Here is a 17646-nt window from a genome sequence, read left to right as displayed (position 1 = left end):
AGGGAAGGGAGCAATCCAAATCCACCTCCCTCTACCGTTTCGGCGCGACGAGCGCGAAATGGGCGCCTTGCGGGTCCTGGCATTGCGCAACCCATTGGCCGCCGGGCACTTCCATCGGGCCCATCAGCACCTTGCCGCCCTTGTCGGTGACGGCTTTCGCCGCGGCGTCGATGGCGGGCACGTTGAAATAGAACTGCCACACCGCGTTGGGGATCTGCGGAGGCTTGTTCATCATGCCGCCGATCTCCTGGCCTCCGGCAGCGAAGAGGGCGTAGACGCCCATCTCGCCCATGTCGTGCTCGCGCTCCTTGGTCCAGCCGAACTGGCCGGAATAGAAGTCGAGCGCCTTGCGCCAGTCCGTGGTGTAAAGCTCGTGCCAGCCTATGGTGCCGGGCGTGCCGGCCGGGAGCGGCGGCATGTCGGGGCCGTTCGGCTGCAGGAAGTTGAACATCGCGCCTTGCGGATCGGCGACGACGGAGAAGCGTCCGACCCCCGGAATGTCGTCCGGCGCACGGTAGACTTTGCCGCCGGCCTGCTTCAGCGATTCCGTGGCGGCGTCGGTATCCTTGACATGGATATAGCCGACCCATGCCGGATGCATGTTCGGTCCGGCTTCGGCCGGTATCTTCATGACGCCGCCGACGCCGCGCTCGCCGACATTCATGACGATGTAGCGCGGCATGCCGGGCGCGCCGTTGAAGTCCTGCGGTCTCCATCCGACCACGGCGCTGTAGAAATCGCTCGCCGCATCGGGATCGGTCGTCATCAGTTCGTACCAGAAGAAGGAAGTGGGGGACTTGGCCATTGCATTCTCCTTGTTTTTCGGGCCGCCACCGCGACCCGATCGAAACTAGGACGCACAACGCGACAGGAAACCGACAGCGCGCCGAAATATTTGCGGGTCAAGCGCATGTAAAATCATGATAGTGAATGTCATGTTTTTACATTGCCAAAACAGCGGCTTGGCTGAAATTTGACCGATTGATAAAAAAATAAAACGTGCTAGCCTTCCCCTAAATATAACAATGGGGAACACGGAAATGGCGACTGGTCATTTCAAGGAAGGCATAGCCGCCGGAAGGCTTGCCGACGCGCAATATGCGGAGAATTTTTCCGATCTTCATCCTCCGCTCGACCAGCATGAAGCCTTGGTCGAGGCGGATCGCTGCTATTTCTGCTACGACGCGCCCTGCATGCAGGCCTGTCCGACGTCCATCGACATTCCGATGTTCATCCGGCAGATCGCCACGGGCAATCCGCTCGGTTCGGCCAAGACGATCTTCGACCAGAACATCCTCGGCGGCATGTGCGCCCGCGTCTGCCCCACCGAGACGCTGTGCGAGGAGGCCTGCGTGCGCGAGACGGCGGAGGGCAAGCCGGTGCAGATCGGCCGGTTGCAGCGCTATTCCACCGACATCGCGATGGAAGAGGACAAGCAGTTCTACCAGCGCGCCGCGCCTACCGGAAAGACGATTGCCGTGGTCGGTGCCGGTCCCGCCGGCCTCGCTGCGGCGCACCGCCTGGCGCGCTACGGCCATGACGTGACCGTCTTCGAGGCGCGCCCGAAGGCCGGCGGCCTCAACGAATACGGTATCGCCGCCTACAAGAGCACCGAGGATTTCGCGCAGGCCGAGGTGGACTACATCACCGCCATCGGCGGCATCCGGATCGAGAACGGCAAGGCGCTCGGGCGCGATGTCCATCTCGCGCAGCTGGTGCAGGACTACGACGCCGTGTTCCTCGGCATGGGCCTCTGCGGGGTCAACGCGCTGCACGCCGACGGCGAAGACGCCGACGGGGTCATCAACGCGGTGGAGTTCATCGCCGAACTGCGTCAGGCCAGCGATCTGGGCAGCTTGCCGGTGGGCCGCCGCGTCGTCGTCATCGGCGGCGGCATGACCGCCATCGACGCTGCGGTGCAGTCGAAGCTGCTCGGCGCCGAGGAGGTCACGATCTGCTATCGGCGTGGCCAGGAACATATGAACGCCTCCGAGTTCGAGCAGGATCTGGCGACCGCGAACGGCGTCGTCATTCGCCACTGGATGCAGCCGAAGCGTGTCGTCACGGAAGGCGGCAAGGTGGTGGGCATCGAGCTGGAATATACCGCCATGGCGGGTGAGACGCTCGCCGGCACCGGCGAGACGATCGTTTTGCCCGCCGATCAGGTGTTCAAGGCCATCGGCCAGAGCTTCGTGCCTGTCGCGCTGAACGGCAGCGGGGCGGGCATCGAACTGGAGGGCGGGCGCATCAAGGTCGATGCCGAAGGCCGCACGACGATGCCGAAGGTGTGGGCCGGCGGCGACTGCATCCATGCCGGCGAGGACCTTACGGTTACCTCGGTGGCGCAGGGCCGCGACGCGGCCGAAAGCATCCACAAGTGTCTCACCTCGAACGGGAGGGCATGAGCATGGCTGACATTCGCAACAACTTCATCGGCATCAAGTCGCCCAATCCGTTCTGGCTGGCTTCCGCGCCGCCCACCGACAAGGCCTACAATGTCGAACGCGCCTTCAAGGCGGGCTGGGGCGGCGTGGTGTGGAAGACCCTGGGCGAGGAGGGCCCGCCGGTCGTCAACGTCAACGGACCGCGCTACGGCGCGATCTGGGGCGCCGACCGCCGCCTGCTCGGCCTCAACAATATCGAGCTGATCACCGACCGTGACCTGCAGACCAACCTGCGCGAGATGAAGCAGGTGAAGATGAATTGGCCGGATCGGGCGCTGGTCGCCTCGATCATGGTGCCCTGCGTGGAGGAAAGCTGGAAGGCGATCCTGCCGCTGGTAGAGGAAACCGGCGCCGACGGCATCGAGCTGAATTTCGGCTGCCCGCACGGCATGAGCGAGCGCGGCATGGGCTCGGCGGTCGGCCAGGTGCCCGAATATATCGAGATGGTGGTGCGCTGGTGCAAGCAGTACACGCGCATGCCCGTCATCACCAAGCTGACGCCCAACATCACAGACATCCGCAAGCCGGCCCGCGCCGCCCATGCCGGCGGCACCGATGCGGTGTCGCTGATCAACACGATCAACTCGATCACCGCGGTCGATCTCGACTCGTTCTCGCCCGAACCGTCGATCGGCGGCAAGGGCAGCCATGGCGGCTATTGCGGCCCGGCGGTGAAGCCGATCGCGCTCAACATGGTGGCCGAGATCGCGCGCGATCCGGAAACGCGCGGCCTGCCCATTTCGGGCATCGGCGGGGTGACGACGTGGCGTGACGCGGCCGAGTTCCTGGCGTTGGGCGCCGGCAACGTGCAGGTCTGCACGGCGGCGATGACCTACGGCTTCAAGATCGTGCAGGAGATGATCGCCGGCCTCGAGAACTGGATGGACGAGAAAGGCCACAAGAGTCTCAACGACATCATCGGGCGTGCGACGCCCAATGTCACCGACTGGCAGTATCTCAACCTCAACTACGTTGCCAAGGCGCATATCGACCAGGACGCCTGCATCAAATGCGGCCGCTGCCACATCGCCTGCGAGGACACCTCGCACCAGGCGATCACTTCCATGGTCGACGGCGTGCGCCACTTCGAGGTGATGGAAGAGGAATGCGTGGGCTGCAATCTGTGCGTCAATGTCTGCCCGGTCGAGGGCTGCATCACCATGGAGCCGCTGGCCGTGGGCGCGGTGGACAAGCGTACAGGCCGGACCGTGTCGCCGGACTATGCGAACTGGACCACGCATCCGAACAACCCGATGGCCAGGCAGGCGGCGGAATAAAGGGCGCAGAACGGGGGCGCGGGGAAGGTCGGCGGCAGCGCGGCGCGGGGGTGTCGCAGTGCCGCCGATTGCGTCTTGCCCCAAACAGGCTGATTTTTCAGGTGAAACGTTTCAGGCGGCCAACGCCCTTTCGCCACGCAGCCCCCGCCACTGCCGCAGCAGCACAGGCACGACCAGCGCGACGCCCAGCACCGTGGAATAGAATTCCGGGGCGATCATCAGGAATGCTGCCAGCACCAGCAAGAGATTCTCCCAGGCCCTCGTCCGCACCAGCATGAAGCGCGAGAGAGCCGCGCCCAGGCAGACGATGCCGAACGCGCAGCCGAAGAAGGCCAGCAGGAAATCGGGCACGGTGAAGTCCTTCGTCACCAGAAGCAGCGAAGGCGAGAAGACGAATACGAACGGCACCAGCGCCTTGCCGAGCCCGAGCCGGAAGGCGGTGTTGCCCGTCTTGAACGGATCGGCGCCGGCCATGCCGGCTGCGGCGTAGGCGGCGAGCGCCACGGGCGGGGTGATGTCGGCCAGCAGCCCGTAATAGAAGACGAAGAAATGGGCGACGATGGGCTCGACGCCCAGCAGCACCAGCGCAGGGGCCGCGATCGTAACCATGATGATGTAGTTCGCGGTGGTGGGGATGCCGCAGCCCATCAGGATGCAGACGATGCCGGTCATCAGCAGGGTGAACAGCAGCGTCAGCGTGGTCTGCGAGAACATTACCGCCGGAAGCAGGGAACCGGAAAAGACGGCCATCTGGCCCGCCGCCGCCGTGACGATGTAGGACAGCTTGAAGCCGACGCCCGTCAGCGTGACCACGCCGACGACGATGCCGACGGTCGCCGCCGCGGCGCCGACGGCCAGCGCGTATTTGGCGCCGTCGCGCAGGCACACGAAGACCTCGCTGATCGACATGCGCCGGCGCGGGTTGAGCAGGCCGACCACGATGCACAGCGTGATGCCCCAGAACGCCGCGAGATAGGGCGTATAGCCGGCCACGAGCACGCCGATCAGGGCGAACAGCGGAATGACGGTCGGCCAGTCGCGCTTCAGCGCTTCCTTGATATCGGGCATCTCGTCGGGCCGCAGGCCGCGCAGGCCGGTGCGCTTGGCTTCGAAATGCACCTGCATGAGCACGCCGAAGAAATGCATGAAGGCCGGCACGATCGCCGCCAGGATGATCGTCGTGTAGGGCAGGTTGAGGAATTCGATCATCAGGAAGGCCGCCGCGCCCATGATCGGCGGGGTCACCTGTCCGCCGGTCGAGGACGCCGCCTCCACCGCGGCGGCGAAGTTGCGCCTGTAGCCCAGGCGGATCATGGCCGGGATGGTGAGCGAGCCTACGGTGACCGTATTGGCGACCGAGGAGCCCGAGATCATGCCGAACAGGGCCGAGCCGAAGATCGACACCTTGGCGGGGCCGCCGGCGAAGCGGCCTGCGACCCAGGCGGCGCAGTCGAGGAACAATTGGCCGAGGCCGATGCGGCTGGCGAACACGCCGAACAGAACGAAATGGAAGACATAGGTTGCGACGACGCCGAGGGCGAGGCCGTAGATGCCCTGTGTCGTCAGATAGAGATGATTGACGAGCTGCGACACCGTGTTGCCGGGGTGCACCAATATGCTCGGCATATACGGTCCGAACAGCGCGTAGCCCATGAAGATCAGGCAGATGATCGGCAGCGGCCAGCCGACGGAACGGCGGGTCGCGTCGAGCAGCAGCACGATCAGCGTCAGGCCGAGAATGACGTCCACCTGCGTCGGGTTGCCGACGCGGAAGGCGAGATCGTCCAGCGGAATGAGCGGCACATGGGCGACCGCGACGACGGCGGCGATGGCCAGGAGCCAGTCATAGACCGGGATGCCGAGCGGGGTGAGCAGCGTCGATCGCGGCTGCCTGTCGTAGCCGTATTTGGTCAGCGGGAAGACGAGGAAGACCAATCCCAGCACGAACGAAAGATGGATGCCGCGATGCACCATCTCCTGCAGCAGGCCGAAGCCCGCCGTGTAGTAGTGGAACAGGGAAAGGGCGATCAGCAGGAAGCCGACGAGATAGGACGCCGCCGGGGTGAGCTTGCGGAAACGAATCTCGGAATCGAACTTCTCCTCGAGTTCCCGTGCCTTGTCCTCGTCCAGTTCCATCGCCTGGAGGCGGATCGTCTGGTCGTCTTTCTGGTTCATGCCGGATTTCCCCTTGGAGACTCTCTCGATCCCGGTGCTGGTCAGGACAAACCAAACAAGGCGGAAGGCATCCCTTCCGCCTTGTCGCCGCTCGAAGCGTCGCGAAAAAGCTCCTTATTTCAGGACGCCTGCCTCCTTGTAGTAGCGCTCGGCGCCGGGATGGAACGGGATGCCGGCGCTCCTGACCGCGTTGTCGAGGCTTATCAGCTTGCCCTTGGCATGGCCGGCCTGCAGCGCCTTCTGCGTGGCGTCGCTGTAGAGCGACTTGGTGATGTTGTAGACGAGGTCGTCCGCCTGCTTGGCGCTGGTGACGAGCTGGGCCGCAACGGAGATGGTCTTGGTCTCGGGCACGTTCTTGTAGGTGCCTTCCGGCACGGCGTCGGTCTGGAAGAATTTCTGCTCCGACAAGAGCTTCTCGGCTTCCGGGCCGGTGATCGGCACGAGCGTGATGTTGTTGGTGGCGGCAAGTTCCACGATGGCGCCGGTCGGATAGCCGCCGACGAAAAAATAAGCGTCGAGCGAATTGTCCTGCACCTTTTCGCCGGCCGGGCCGGGCTTGAGGTATTCGGCCTTCACGTCCTTTTCCGACAGGCCGTAGGCGGCGAGCACGAGACGCGCATCGACGATGGTGCCGGAGCCGGGTTCGTCCAGCGAGACGCGCTTGCCCTTGAGGTCGGCGACCGACTTGATGCCGGCATCGGCGCGGGCGACGAGATGGATCGTTTCCGGATAGAGCGTAGCGATCAGGCGCAGATCCTCCACCTTGGGCTTGCCTTCGTAAAGGCCGGTGCCGCTATAGGCCCAGTAGGCCACGTCGGACTGGGTGAAGCCTGCCTCGCCGGAGCCGGACTGGATGGCGCTGATGTTGGCGACCGAGCCGTTCGAGGCCACCGCCGTGGCGACCAGTCCCTGAACGCCGGAAGGGCCGGTGGCCGAGATCGCGTTGGCGATAAGGCCGCCGATCGGATAATAGGTGCCCGCCGTACCACCCGTGCCGATGCGGAAGAACGCCTGCTGCGCCAGGAGCGCCCCCGAACTCGCCAGCAATGCCGTGGCGCCGAGGCCGGCCGAAAAGGCGCGGCGGGTGATCGAAAATGCCATCGTTCAACTCCCAGTCTGCATCAACCAAAGAGCTAACATGGTCGAGCCGGTAAAAGCTTGTCAACGTCCAGTTGCGGGACGCTGTGCAATCTGCGGTGGCTCCCAGGCCTGCGTCATCGCCGGCCGCTTTCCTCGTTGGGCCGATATTGCGGATAATGGTTATCCATGATAAAAGGTATCCATGATTATGAGGCCAATGACCGATGAAGCTCAGCGAAGGGGTTGAAGCCGCCATTCACAGCGCCGCGCTGCTGGCCGGGCTGGAAGGCGGAGCCACCATGCCGGCCGCCGCGCTGGCCGAAGCCTACGGGCTGTCGCCGAGCTATCTGCTCAAGCATCTCAATGCCCTGGCATCGGCCCGCATATTGGAATCGGTTCCGGGGCCGGCCGGCGGCTACCGCCTTGCGCGGTCGCCCGAGAAGATTTCGCTGCTCGACATCGTGCTCGCCGTCGAGGGACCGCAGCCGGCATTCCGCTGCGGCGAGATCCGGCGCAACGGCCCGGGCAAGCTGCCGGCTTCGGCTTACGTCAAGCCCTGCGGCATCAACGCGGCCATGCTGAGAGCCGAGAAGGCCTATCGCGCCGCGCTGGCGGCGGAGCGCCTTTCCGACATCGTCTCCCAATATCTGGACGAGGCCGACGCCCGCTCCGTCGCCGCCAGTTGCGCGTTCGTCGCGCGCCACGGCCGGCCGCAGAAATCCGTTTTGAAACAAGGCTAAGAGGAAAGAAGATGGAACAGAGAATCAAGTACCAGAACCATGCGCCGGAACTCTTGAAGCAGGTTTATGCACTCAACAAGGCGGTCGACGAGTGCGGGCTTGAGAAGAGCCTGCTGCACCTGATCAAGCTGCGGGCGTCGCAGATCAACGGCTGTTCCTTCTGCGTCGACATGCACAGCCGCGAGGCCCGCCATGACGGCGAGAGCGAGCAGCGGCTCTACCTCGTGGCCGCATGGAAGGAATCGCCGCTGTTTTCCGAGCGCGAGCGCGCCGCCTTCGCCTGGGTCGAGGCGGTGACGCTGATTTCAAACGGCGGCGTTTCCGACGAGCTCTACAGCAAGACGCGCGAACACTTCAGCGAGGAGGATCTGGTCAAGCTGACGGTCGCCATCGGCATGATCAACATCTGGAACCGCATCTGCGTGTCCTTCCACGTCATTCATCCGGTTCGGGACAAGCTGGCGGCCTGAAAGCCGCGAAAGCCTTTGCGCGAGGTGCGCGTGGCGCGCCCCGCGCCGCCTGGCGGGGATCGGCGCATTGCGCACTTTGAGGCGGAAGTGCGATCCGCTAAACAGCTTTGCGGATCGGGGGACATGATGGCTACGACATTGATGATCATCGGGCGCGTGGTCTTCGGCGCGTTCTTCCTCATCGCCGGCATCCGCAATTTCCTCAATTTCGGCGAGCGCAAGGCGACCAGCGCCACCAATTACGGCTGGTCGCTGCCGGCGCCCTTGCTGGCCGCCGGTTTTGCCATGCAACTCCTCGGCGGCGCCTTGCTGGTCTTCAATGTGTGGGTCGTGGCAGGCGCGCTGGTCCTGATCGCGTTCCTGCTCGCCGCCACGCCGCTCTATCACAACCTGTTCATGTTTCAGGGCAAGGAACGCGACCCGCATCTCTATCTGACGCTGGTCAATATCACGCTGTGCGGCGGCCTGCTGATGGTGATCGCCGGCGCGCTTTGAGCCCGCGCCTCAGCCCTTCGGCTTGAGCCCTTCGATGAAAAGCCGTTCCAGGAAGCGTGCGGCGTCCTCGAAACGGCCGTCGCCGCCGCGCGCGGAGCCCAGAACCGCGCGTACCTGCACGTCGAAATCGGCATAGTGCTGGGTTGTCGCCCAGATCGAGAAGATCAGATGGTAGGGATCGGTCGGGACAATGCGGCCGGCGCGCATCCAGCCCTCTATGACGGCGGCCTTGTCGTCCACCAGCGTCTTCAGTTCGCCCTCCAGCATCGGCATGATGCGCGGCGCGCCCTGCAATATCTCGTTGGCGAACAGCCGGCTCTCGCGCGGATAGTCGCGCGCCATCTCCAGCTTGCGGCGGATGTAGGCGCGCAGCTCGGTCAGCGGGTCGCCGACATCGTCCAGTTCCCGCAGCGGCGCCAGCCAGGTGTCGAGCAGGCGCTGCATCAGCGTTTCGTGGATATCTTCCTTGCGGCGGAAGTAGTAAAGCAGGTTCGGCTTCGACATGCCCGCCGCTTCGGCGATCTGGTCAATCGTCGAGCCACGGAAGCCATTGGCCGAGAACACCTCGAGCGCCGCTTCCAGGATCAGTTCGCGCTTCTCCTGCTGGATGCGCGTGCGGCGGGGAGCGGTCGCTTCCATCTGTCCTCACCGTTGCCGGATCGACAACCGGGACGTAAACTGGACCAATGTTCTGGACCAGTTCTTGCCTGCCTGTGGAGCGCGCTGGAGGGGCTGCATTTCCGCTACTAAGTCCCTTGACCGCCGGCATGGCGGTGCTAACGTTTGTCCATCCGGTCAAAATTTCGTAGCACGAATTCGCACGGAAGACCAAGCGTTGGCCGCACCGAAACCAGGGAAGTGAAAGGAAAGGCTTGGTCATGTCCAACCGGCTCAAAGTAACGCCGAACGATCTCAGCGCATTCTGGATGCCGTTTACGGCGAACCGCCAGTTCAAGCAGGCGCCGCGCATGCTCGTCAGCGCCAAGGACATGCACTATACGGCGAGCGACGGTCGCAAGATCCTCGACGGCACCGCCGGCCTGTGGTGCGTGAATGCCGGCCACTGCCGTCCGAAGATCGTCGAGGCGATCCAGAGCCAGGCGGCCGAACTCGACTACGCGCCGGCCTTCCAGATGGGCCATCCCATCGTGTTCGAACTGGCGAACCGGCTGATCGACATCGCGCCCAAGGGCATGGACCATGTGTTCTTCACCAATTCCGGCTCGGAATCGGTCGATACGGCGCTCAAGATGGCCATCGCCTACCACCGCGCCAAGGGCGACGGCGCGCGCTTCCGCCTGATCGGCCGCGAGCGCGGCTATCACGGCGTCAATTTCGGCGGCATCTCGGTGGGCGGCATCGTGTCCAACCGCAAGATGTTCGGCACGCTGCTGACCGGCGTCGACCACATGCCGCATACCCATCTGCCCGAGAAGAACAGTTTCACCCGCGGCGTGCCGGAGCACGGCGCGGAACTCGCCAACGAGCTGGAGCGCATCGTCGCGCTGCACGACGCCTCGACCATCGCGGCTGTCATCGTCGAGCCTGTGGCCGGGTCGACCGGCGTCATCCTGCCGCCGAAGGGCTATCTCAAGCGCCTGCGCGAAATCTGCGACAAGCACGGCATCCTGCTGATCTTCGACGAGGTCATCACCGGCTTCGGCCGTCTCGGCACGCCGTTCGCGGCCGATTATTTCGGCGTCACGCCCGATATCATGACCACGGCGAAGGGCGTCACCAACGGCGTCGTGCCGATGGGCGCGGTGTTCGTGAGGAAGGAAATCCACGACGCCTTCATGAACGGGCCCGAGCACATGATCGAGTTCATGCACGGCTACACCTATTCGGGCAATCCGATCGCCTCGGCCGCGGCGCTGGGCACGCTCGACACCTACAAGGAAGAAGGGCTGCTGACGCGCGGCGAGGAATTGGCGCCTTATTGGGAAGACGCGCTGCACTCGCTCAAGGGCGAGCCGCACGTCATCGATATCCGCAACATCGGCCTGATCGGAGCCATCGAGCTGGAGCCGATCGCGGGCGCCCCGACCAAGCGTGCCTTCTCCGCCTTCGTCAAGGCGTTCGAACGCGGCGCGCTGATCCGCACCACCGGCGACATCATCGCGCTGTCGCCGCCGCTCATCATCACCAAGGGCCAGATCGACGAACTGATCGATCACGTGCGCGAGGTGTTGAGAATGGTCGACTGACCACCGATACCGTAGGTGAGGGGCGGCGACGGGAACCGCCGCCCCTCGCTACATGAATGAGAGGAAAGCGAATGGCCGCGCCAGGCGAGAATCTGCGCATCAATCCCGACCGCTTGTGGGATTCGATCATGGAAATGGCCAGGATCGGCCCGGGCGTGGCCGGCGGCAACAACCGCCAGACGCTGACCGATTCCGACAAGGAAGGGCGCGCACTTTTCAAGTCCTGGTGCGACGCGGCCGGGCTTTCCATGGGCGTCGACAAAATGGGCACGATGTTCGCCCGCCGCGAGGGCACCGACCCTGCCGCACTGCCGGTCTATGTCGGCTCGCATCTCGACACCCAGCCCACCGGCGGCAAATATGACGGCGTGCTCGGCGTGCTTTCCGGCCTGGAGGTCGTGCGTTCGCTGAACGATCTCGGCATCAAGACGAAACATCCCATCGTCGTCACCAACTGGACGAACGAGGAGGGCGCGCGCTTCGCGCCGGCCATGCTGGCTTCAGGCGTGTTCGCCGGGGTGCATACGCTCGACTATGCCTATGCGCGGCAGGATCTCGAAGGAAAAACCTTCGGCGACGAATTGAAGCGCATCGGCTGGATCGGCGAGGAGGAGGTGGGCGCGCGCAAGATGCACGCCTATTTCGAATACCATATCGAGCAGGGGCCGATCCTCGAGGCCGAGAACAAGCAGATCGGCGTCGTCACCCATTGCCAGGGGCTGTGGTGGCTGGAGTTCACTCTGACCGGCAAGGAGGCGCATACCGGCTCGACGCCGATGGCGATGCGCGTCAATGCCGGGCTTGCCATGGCCCGCATCTTCGAGATGGTGCAGAAGGTGGCGATGGATGCGCAGCCCGGCGCCGTGGGCGGAGTCGGCCAGGTCAAGTTCTCGCCCAATTCACGCAACGTGCTGCCGGGAACGGTGATCTTCACCGTCGACATCCGCTCGCCCGACAAGGCCAAGCTGGACGGCATGCGGGCGCGCATCGAGAAGGAAGCCGCTCCGATCTGCGAGGCGCTCGGCGTCAGATGCTCGATCGAGGCGGTCGGCCATTTCGATCCCGTCACCTTCGATCCGACGCTGGTGGCGCGGGTGCGCAAGGCGGCCGAGGATCTCGGCTATTCGCACATGAACATCATTTCCGGCGCCGGGCACGACGCCTGCTGGGCGGCCAAGATCGCGCCGGCCACCATGGTGATGTGCCCCTGCGTCGATGGCCTCTCCCACAACGAGGCCGAGGACATCTCCAAGGAATGGGCGGCGGCCGGCGCCGACGTGCTGTTCCATGCCGTGGTGGAGACTGCGGAGATCGTCGAATAAACTGAATCGCATACCGAACGCAGCTCACAAGAAGCGCGAACGAACCAAGGGAACACGAGATGACCAGAGTTATCAGGAACGGCACCGTCGTCACGGCCGACCGCACCTACAAGGCCGACGTGCTTTTCCAGCACGGCAGGATCGTGGCCGTCGGCCCGGACCTGCATGGCGACCACGAGTTCGACGCCACCGGCTGCTATGTGATGCCCGGCGGCATCGATCCGCACACCCATCTGGAAATGCCCTTCATGGGCACCTATTCGGCCGACGATTTCGAGAGCGGCACGCGCGCCGCGCTTGCCGGCGGCACCACCATGGTGGTGGATTTCTGCCTGCCCGCGCCGCAGCAATCGCTGCTCGAAGCCCTGCAGATGTGGGACAACAAGACCTCCAAGGCGTCCTGCGACTATTCCTTCCACATGGCGATCACCTGGTGGGGCAAGCAGGTGTTCGACGAGATGGCGACCGTGGTCGACAGGGGCATCACCTCGTTCAAGCATTTCATGGCCTACAAGGGCGCGCTGATGGTGGACGACGACGAGATGTATGCGTCGTTCCAGCGCTGCGCCGCGCTCGGCGCGCTGCCGCTCGTCCATGCCGAGAACGGCGACGTGGTGGCGGCGCTCAGCCAGAAGCTTCTGGCCGAAGGCAATAACGGGCCGGAAGCGCATGCCTATTCGCGCCCGCCCGAGGTCGAGGGCGAGGCCACCAACCGCGCCATCATGATCGCCGACATGGCGGGCGTGCCGCTCTATGTCGTGCATACGTCCTGCGAGCAGGCGCATGAGGCGATCCGGCGGGCGCGCCAGAAGGGAATGCGGGTCTATGGCGAGCCGCTGATCCAGCACCTGACGCTGGACGAGAGCGAATATTTCAACAAGGACTGGGACCATGCCGCGCGCCGCGTCATGAGCCCGCCCTTCCGCAACAAGCTGCACCAGGATTCGCTGTGGGCGGGCCTGCAGGCGGGTTCGCTGCAGGTGGTGGCGACCGACCATTGCGCCTTCACCACCGAGCAGAAGCGCTTCGGCGTCGGCGACTTCACCAAGATCCCGAACGGCACCGGCGGTCTGGAAGACCGCATGCCCGTGCTGTGGACGAAAGGCGTCAACACCGGCCGGCTGACCATGAACGAGTTCGTGGCGGTGACCTCCACCAACATCGCCAAGATCCTCAACATGTATCCGAAGAAGGGCGCCATCGTGGACGGCGCCGACGCCGACATCGTGGTGTGGGACCCCAAGCGCAAGAAGACGATCTCGGCCAAGGGCCAGCAGTCGGTGATCGACTACAATGTCTTCGAGGGCATGGAAGTGACCGGAACGCCGCGCTTCGTGTTCTCGCGCGGCGAACTGGTCATCGAGGAATCGGACGTCAAGGCAAGACCCGGCCATGGCGAGTTCGTGGCGCGCGAGCCCTACCAGGCGGTCAATCGGGCGCTCTCGACCTGGAAGGAGATCACCGCGCCGCGCAAGGTGGAACGTACCGGCATTCCTGCAACGGGGGTTTGATGTTGCGCCGGTTCGTTCTGCTTGCCGCCGTGGCGACCGTCGCCGCGGCACCGGTCCATGCCGCCGGCATCGACCTTTCGAAGCCCCATGGCAACAAATCCGGCTGCATCAACAAGGACGGGCAGCAGGTCTATGCCGAGGATATGCTTTTGGTCACCGCAAGCGAACTTGTGACGGCGGCGAGCGCCTGCACCATCCTGCAGAAACGCGCGCAGGAAGACGGGTCGCTGCTTCTGAACACCATGTGCGAAGTCGAAGGCGAGGACGGCAAGTCGCCGGCCGACTTCACGATCAGGCCAAGCCCCAAGAACAGGAACAGGCTCATCCTTGCCGACGACAGCGGGTTTGTCATGGGGGAAGTGGCGCAATGCAGGTAGCGCGACGGCCTGTGGCAAACCGCGCCTGTCGCGCCGGCTGGCCGGCAGGGCGGGAGTTTGGCAGGCCCGTTTCAGGCGACCAGACCGTCGAGTTCCGGCAGCAGCACGACGCTTTCCTGCTCGTTCGGGTCGGTGCGGGCAATGACTGCCGTCGCCGGCTCGCCCGACAGGTTGGCCGGCAGGTGAGGCACCCCCGCGGGGATGTAGAACAGATCGCCGGCGCGGGCGACGAGGCATTGTTCGAGCCTCTCGCCGAACCAGGTGTGGACCTCGCCGGAGAGCACGTAGATCGCGGTCTCGTGGCCTTCGTGCAGGTGGGCCTTGGCGCGGACGCCGGCCGGCAAGGTGAGAAGATGCATGCAGATGCCGCGCGAACCGACGGTTTCGGCGGCGATTCCTGCGAAATAGTTCAGCCCCTGCTTGCCTTCATAGGCATTGCCAGGCCGAATGAGGTGGCAAGTGGGTTTCGATGAGGCGGGCATGGGGCAGGTCCTCGACAAGGAACGGCTGGCGCGAAGCGAACAAAGTGGAAGCCAGGACACGCATGAAAGCAATAGGGTTTCGGAAGCGGACAGCGCGCCGCTTCCAGGTCAGAGAGGCGCAATGACGAAAGCCACGCCAGCCGTCGTCGCGGCAAGCAAGCTCGGCCTCACCTTCCAGACCAATGACGGTCCGGTGCGGGCGCTGTCCGATGTCGACCTCACCATCGGCAAGGGCGAGTTCGTCTCCTTCATCGGTCCGTCCGGATGCGGCAAGACCACGCTGCTCAGGGTGATCGCCGACCTGGAACGGCCGACATCGGGCACCATCTCGGTCAACGGCATGACGCCCGAACAGGCGCGCGAGCGTCGCGCCTACGGCTATGTGTTCCAGGCGGCGGCGCTGTTTCCCTGGCGCACCATCGAGCGCAACGTGGCGCTGCCGCTGGAGATCATCGGCCTGTCCAAGGCGGAGCAGAAGGCGCGCATCAAGCGCACGCTCGACCTGGTCAATCTTTCCGGCTTCGAGAAGAAATATCCCTGGCAGCTTTCGGGCGGCATGCAGCAGCGCGCCTCGATCGCGCGGGCGCTCGCCTTCGACGCCGACCTTCTTTTGATGGACGAGCCGTTCGGAGCGCTGGACGAGATCGTGCGCGACCATCTCAACGAGCAACTGCTGAAGCTGTGGAGCCAGACCGACAAGACGATCTGCTTCGTCACGCATTCGATTCCGGAGGCGGTCTATCTCTCCACGCGCATCGTGGTGATGTCGCCGCGGCCGGGCCGCGTGACCGACGTGATCGAGTCCACGCTGCCGAGGGAACGGCCTCTGGACATACGCGAGACGCCGGAATTCCTGGCGATCGCGGCGCGCGTGCGCGACGGCCTCAGGGCAGGGCATTCCTATGAGGATTGAGGCTTTGTCCCTCTTACCCGGCCGCCATGCTCCATCCGTCCTCTCCCCGGCGGGGAGAGGAGGTCGCCGGTCGCGAAGGGAAGCCTAGCATGGACTCCTTTCACTCCAAGATCATGCCTGTCACCAGCCTGCTGGCCGGGGTGGTGGTGCTCTGGTACGTCTTCGCCGTCGTCCTCAACGCGCCGTTCCAGCGCGATCTGGACGCGCGGTCCGGCGCTGCGCCGGGCATGACCGCCTTCATCGGCCGGACGTTGTCGCAGCCGAAGCCGACCCTGCCGGCGCCGCACCAGGTGGCGGCGAACGTGTTCGAGAACACCTTCCTGCGCAAGATCACCAGCAACCGCAGCCTGGTCTACAATTCCTGGGTGACGCTGTCGTCCACGGTGCTGGGCTTCGCCTTCGGCACGGTGCTCGGCATATTGATCGCCGTGGGGATCGTGCATGTCACGACGCTGGACCGCAGCCTGATGCCCTGGATCATCGCCTCGCAGACCATTCCCATCCTCGCCATCGCGCCGATGGTCGTGGTGGTGCTGGCCGCGATCGGCATCACGGGGCTGATCCCCAAGGCGCTGATCTCGACCTACCTGTCGTTCTTCCCCGTGGCGGTCGGCATGGTGAAGGGGCTGCGCTCGCCCGAACTCATGCATCTCGACCTGATGCACACCTATAACGCCAGCCGCCCGCAGATATTCTGGAAGCTGCGGGTACCGGCCTCGATCCCGTTCCTGTTCGCTTCCATGAAAGTGGCGGTCGCGGCAAGCCTTGTCGGCGCGATCGTCGGCGAGCTGCCCACGGGCGCGGTGGCCGGCATCGGGGCCAAGCTGCTTGCCGGCGCCTATTACAGCCAGACCATCGACATCTGGGCCGTACTGGTCGCCGGTTCGGTGGTGGCCGCCCTGCTCGTCGCGGCGGTTGGGCTTGCCGGGCGCATCGTCGAGCGCGCCATGGGCGGGAGGCCGGCATGAGCGGGTTTCGACCCTCCTGGCAGGCGGTTCTGGCGCTTTTCCTGTGCATCGTCGCGGCCGCGCTCGGCGCCATGACGCTGCCCGAGACCACGGCCGCTGCCGGCGCGACCTATCCCTACGCAGGCACGAAATACCTCATGCTCGGGCTCGTGGCCGCGGCGGCTCTGCTTTCGATGATGCGGCTGCCGGCCCTTGTCGAGGCGGCCGTGCTGTTCATCGGCGCGCATGTCGCGGCGTGGCTGCTGATCCGGGGCATAGCCGGGTTCGAAGGCACGGCGCGGGCGCCGTATTTCCTCGTGCTTGGCGCGGCGTGGCTGCTCGGCTGGCGCTGCGTGGCGGTGCTGGCCGGCGTCAGAAGCGACGTAAAGGCAGTCTCGACCGCGCTGCGGCTCGCCGTTCCCACCATATTCGGCCTGTGGATCCTGATCCTGTGGGAAGCGATCACGCGGGGTGCCGGCATCCCCTTCATCCTGCTGCCGCCGCCGAGCGCCATCGGCGCGCGCATCGCCGGTTCGTTGCCGGTGCTGGCGGCGGACGTCAACCAGACCATCTTCAAGGCGGTGCTGATCGGCTATGTGCTCGGCTGCGGGGCAGGCTTCGTCGTTGCGATCCTCGCCGACCGGGTGCCGTTCCTGCGGCGCGGGCTCCTGCCGATCGGCAATATGGTGTCGGCGCTTCCGATCATCGGTGTCGCGCCGATCATGGTGATGTGGTTCGGCTTCGACTGGCACTCCAAGGCGGCGGTCGTCGTCATCATGACCTTCTTCCCCATGCTGGTGAACACGGTGGCGGGCCTGGCCGCCTCCGGCCATATGGAGCGTGACCTGATGCGCACCTATGCCGCCGGCTACTGGCAGACCCTGTTCAAGCTGCGCCTGCCGGCGGCGGGGCCGTTCATCTTCAACGCGCTGAAGATCAACTCCACGCTCGCCCTGATCGGCGCCATCGTGGCCGAGTTCTTCGGCACGCCGGTGGTGGGCATGGGTTTTCGCATCTCCACCGAGGTCGGGCGCATGAACATCGACATGGTGTGGGCCGAAATCGCGGTTGCGGCACTGGCCGGTTCGGTCTTCTATGGCACGGTGGCGCTGATCGAGCGAGCCGCCACGTTCTGGCATCCGTCGATGCGACGCGGGTGAGGCGAGGGAGGTGCACGGTCCGCAGAGCTGGCAGGAAACGGGGTTC

General features: G+C 64.8%; 17 protein-coding genes. 12 read left to right on the top strand and 5 right to left on the bottom strand.

Features of this window, described 5'->3' with window-relative positions; translation table 11 throughout:
• Nucleotides 1-31: 31 nt before the first annotated feature.
• Entirely contained in the window at nucleotides 32-805 is a 774-nt protein-coding gene (locus tag QU595_RS16850; protein ID WP_315923959.1) for a VOC family protein, read from the bottom strand.
• A gap of 235 nt (nucleotides 806-1040) precedes the next feature.
• Here QU595_RS16850 and QU595_RS16845 point away from each other — a divergent pair, with 235 nt between their 5' ends.
• On the top strand, nucleotides 1041-2405 hold the full coding sequence (locus QU595_RS16845; RefSeq protein WP_315923957.1) for an NAD(P)-dependent oxidoreductase: 1365 nt from the start codon (nucleotides 1041-1043) through the stop codon (nucleotides 2403-2405).
• A 2-nt stretch (nucleotides 2406-2407) separates the two neighbouring features.
• Nucleotides 2408-3721: an NAD-dependent dihydropyrimidine dehydrogenase subunit PreA gene (preA, locus tag QU595_RS16840; RefSeq protein ID WP_315923955.1), complete on the top strand. Its 1314-nt coding sequence runs from the start codon at nucleotides 2408-2410 to the stop codon at nucleotides 3719-3721.
• 111 nt (nucleotides 3722-3832) lie between these two features.
• Here the strand turns inward: preA and QU595_RS16835 are convergent, their stop codons facing one another.
• Nucleotides 3833-5896, bottom strand: coding sequence for a TRAP transporter permease (locus QU595_RS16835; protein ID WP_315923953.1), 2064 nt, complete (start codon nucleotides 5894-5896; stop codon nucleotides 3833-3835).
• Between the two features lie 114 nt (nucleotides 5897-6010).
• Nucleotides 6011-6997 carry a TAXI family TRAP transporter solute-binding subunit gene (locus QU595_RS16830; protein ID WP_315923951.1) on the bottom strand — a complete coding sequence of 329 codons (987 nt, stop codon included), beginning with the start codon at nucleotides 6995-6997 and terminating at the stop codon, nucleotides 6011-6013.
• A 203-nt stretch (nucleotides 6998-7200) separates the two neighbouring features.
• Here QU595_RS16830 and QU595_RS16825 point away from each other — a divergent pair, with 203 nt between their 5' ends.
• The 3 genes from QU595_RS16825 (at nucleotide 7201) to QU595_RS16815 (ending at nucleotide 8681) form a co-directional block, all read left to right on the top strand.
• Nucleotides 7201-7716 (top strand): Rrf2 family transcriptional regulator, encoded by a 516-nt coding sequence (locus tag QU595_RS16825; protein WP_315923949.1) that lies wholly within the window; start codon nucleotides 7201-7203, stop codon nucleotides 7714-7716.
• An 11-nt stretch (nucleotides 7717-7727) separates the two neighbouring features.
• Entirely contained in the window at nucleotides 7728-8186 is a 459-nt protein-coding gene (locus tag QU595_RS16820; protein WP_315923948.1) for a carboxymuconolactone decarboxylase family protein, read from the top strand.
• Between the two features lie 126 nt (nucleotides 8187-8312).
• A complete protein-coding gene (locus QU595_RS16815) occupies nucleotides 8313-8681 on the top strand; it encodes a DoxX family protein (RefSeq protein ID WP_315923946.1) in 369 nt (122 codons plus the stop codon).
• Between the two features lie 9 nt (nucleotides 8682-8690).
• On the opposite strand, the gene QU595_RS16810 is transcribed toward QU595_RS16815, so the two are convergent.
• Nucleotides 8691-9320: a TetR family transcriptional regulator C-terminal domain-containing protein gene (locus tag QU595_RS16810; protein ID WP_315923944.1), complete on the bottom strand. Its 630-nt coding sequence runs from the start codon at nucleotides 9318-9320 to the stop codon at nucleotides 8691-8693.
• Between the two features lie 239 nt (nucleotides 9321-9559).
• Here QU595_RS16810 and QU595_RS16805 point away from each other — a divergent pair, with 239 nt between their 5' ends.
• The 4 genes from QU595_RS16805 to QU595_RS16790 all read left to right on the top strand — a co-directional run bounded on the left by QU595_RS16805 (nucleotide 9560) and on the right by QU595_RS16790 (nucleotide 14098).
• Entirely contained in the window at nucleotides 9560-10888 is a 1329-nt protein-coding gene (locus QU595_RS16805) for an aspartate aminotransferase family protein (RefSeq protein WP_315923942.1), read from the top strand.
• A 71-nt stretch (nucleotides 10889-10959) separates the two neighbouring features.
• Complete coding sequence (locus QU595_RS16800; protein WP_315923940.1) at nucleotides 10960-12210, top strand: Zn-dependent hydrolase; 1251 nt, start codon at nucleotides 10960-10962, stop codon at nucleotides 12208-12210.
• 59 nt (nucleotides 12211-12269) lie between these two features.
• Nucleotides 12270-13721, top strand: a complete 1452-nt coding sequence (gene hydA, locus QU595_RS16795; protein WP_315923938.1) for a dihydropyrimidinase — start codon at nucleotides 12270-12272, stop codon at nucleotides 13719-13721.
• Entirely contained in the window at nucleotides 13721-14098 is a 378-nt protein-coding gene (locus QU595_RS16790) for a hypothetical protein (RefSeq protein ID WP_315923936.1), read from the top strand. The genes hydA and QU595_RS16790 overlap by 1 nt, the downstream gene beginning before the upstream one ends.
• 71 nt (nucleotides 14099-14169) lie before the next feature.
• Here QU595_RS16790 and QU595_RS16785 read toward each other — a convergent pair whose 3' ends face one another.
• Nucleotides 14170-14580 (bottom strand): cupin domain-containing protein, encoded by a 411-nt coding sequence (locus QU595_RS16785; RefSeq protein ID WP_315923934.1) that lies wholly within the window; start codon nucleotides 14578-14580, stop codon nucleotides 14170-14172.
• 121 nt (nucleotides 14581-14701) lie between these two features.
• On the opposite strand from QU595_RS16785, the gene QU595_RS16780 reads away from it, so the two are divergent.
• The 3 genes from QU595_RS16780 (at nucleotide 14702) to QU595_RS16770 (ending at nucleotide 17600) form a co-directional block, all read left to right on the top strand.
• Complete coding sequence (locus tag QU595_RS16780; RefSeq protein ID WP_315923933.1) at nucleotides 14702-15493, top strand: ABC transporter ATP-binding protein; 792 nt, start codon at nucleotides 14702-14704, stop codon at nucleotides 15491-15493.
• A gap of 89 nt (nucleotides 15494-15582) precedes the next feature.
• Complete coding sequence (locus tag QU595_RS16775; RefSeq protein WP_315923931.1) at nucleotides 15583-16461, top strand: ABC transporter permease; 879 nt, start codon at nucleotides 15583-15585, stop codon at nucleotides 16459-16461.
• Nucleotides 16458-17600, top strand: coding sequence for an ABC transporter permease (locus QU595_RS16770; RefSeq protein WP_410000512.1), 1143 nt, complete (start codon nucleotides 16458-16460; stop codon nucleotides 17598-17600). The genes QU595_RS16775 and QU595_RS16770 overlap by 4 nt, the downstream gene beginning before the upstream one ends.
• Nucleotides 17601-17646: the final 46 nt, after the last annotated feature.

The organism is Mesorhizobium sp. SP-1A (assembly GCF_032460275.1).
Classification (GTDB): domain Bacteria; phylum Pseudomonadota; class Alphaproteobacteria; order Rhizobiales; family Rhizobiaceae; genus Mesorhizobium.
Note: the sequence above shows the minus strand (reverse complement) of the source record. Positions and strands in the feature narration are given on the sequence as shown.

Bases quoted from the DNA above. Each gene is read 5' to 3' on its own strand.
- QU595_RS16850 (WP_315923959.1), bottom strand. From the start codon at position 805: ATGGCCAAGTCCCCCACTTCCTTCTTCTGGTACGAACTGATGACGACC.
- QU595_RS16845 (WP_315923957.1), top strand. From the start codon at position 1,041: ATGGCGACTGGTCATTTCAAGGAAGGCATAGCCGCCGGAAGGCTTGCC.
- preA (WP_315923955.1), top strand. From the start codon at position 2,408: ATGGCTGACATTCGCAACAACTTCATCGGCATCAAGTCGCCCAATCCG.
- QU595_RS16835 (WP_315923953.1), bottom strand. From the start codon at position 5,896: ATGAACCAGAAAGACGACCAGACGATCCGCCTCCAGGCGATGGAACTG.
- QU595_RS16830 (WP_315923951.1), bottom strand. From the start codon at position 6,997: ATGGCATTTTCGATCACCCGCCGCGCCTTTTCGGCCGGCCTCGGCGCC.
- QU595_RS16825 (WP_315923949.1), top strand. From the start codon at position 7,201: ATGAAGCTCAGCGAAGGGGTTGAAGCCGCCATTCACAGCGCCGCGCTG.
- QU595_RS16820 (WP_315923948.1), top strand. From the start codon at position 7,728: ATGGAACAGAGAATCAAGTACCAGAACCATGCGCCGGAACTCTTGAAG.
- QU595_RS16815 (WP_315923946.1), top strand. From the start codon at position 8,313: ATGGCTACGACATTGATGATCATCGGGCGCGTGGTCTTCGGCGCGTTC.
- QU595_RS16810 (WP_315923944.1), bottom strand. From the start codon at position 9,320: ATGGAAGCGACCGCTCCCCGCCGCACGCGCATCCAGCAGGAGAAGCGC.
- QU595_RS16805 (WP_315923942.1), top strand. From the start codon at position 9,560: ATGTCCAACCGGCTCAAAGTAACGCCGAACGATCTCAGCGCATTCTGG.
- QU595_RS16800 (WP_315923940.1), top strand. From the start codon at position 10,960: ATGGCCGCGCCAGGCGAGAATCTGCGCATCAATCCCGACCGCTTGTGG.
- hydA (WP_315923938.1), top strand. From the start codon at position 12,270: ATGACCAGAGTTATCAGGAACGGCACCGTCGTCACGGCCGACCGCACC.
- QU595_RS16790 (WP_315923936.1), top strand. From the start codon at position 13,721: ATGTTGCGCCGGTTCGTTCTGCTTGCCGCCGTGGCGACCGTCGCCGCG.
- QU595_RS16785 (WP_315923934.1), bottom strand. From the start codon at position 14,580: ATGCCCGCCTCATCGAAACCCACTTGCCACCTCATTCGGCCTGGCAAT.
- QU595_RS16780 (WP_315923933.1), top strand. From the start codon at position 14,702: ATGACGAAAGCCACGCCAGCCGTCGTCGCGGCAAGCAAGCTCGGCCTC.
- QU595_RS16775 (WP_315923931.1), top strand. From the start codon at position 15,583: ATGGACTCCTTTCACTCCAAGATCATGCCTGTCACCAGCCTGCTGGCC.
- QU595_RS16770 (WP_410000512.1), top strand. From the start codon at position 16,458: ATGAGCGGGTTTCGACCCTCCTGGCAGGCGGTTCTGGCGCTTTTCCTG.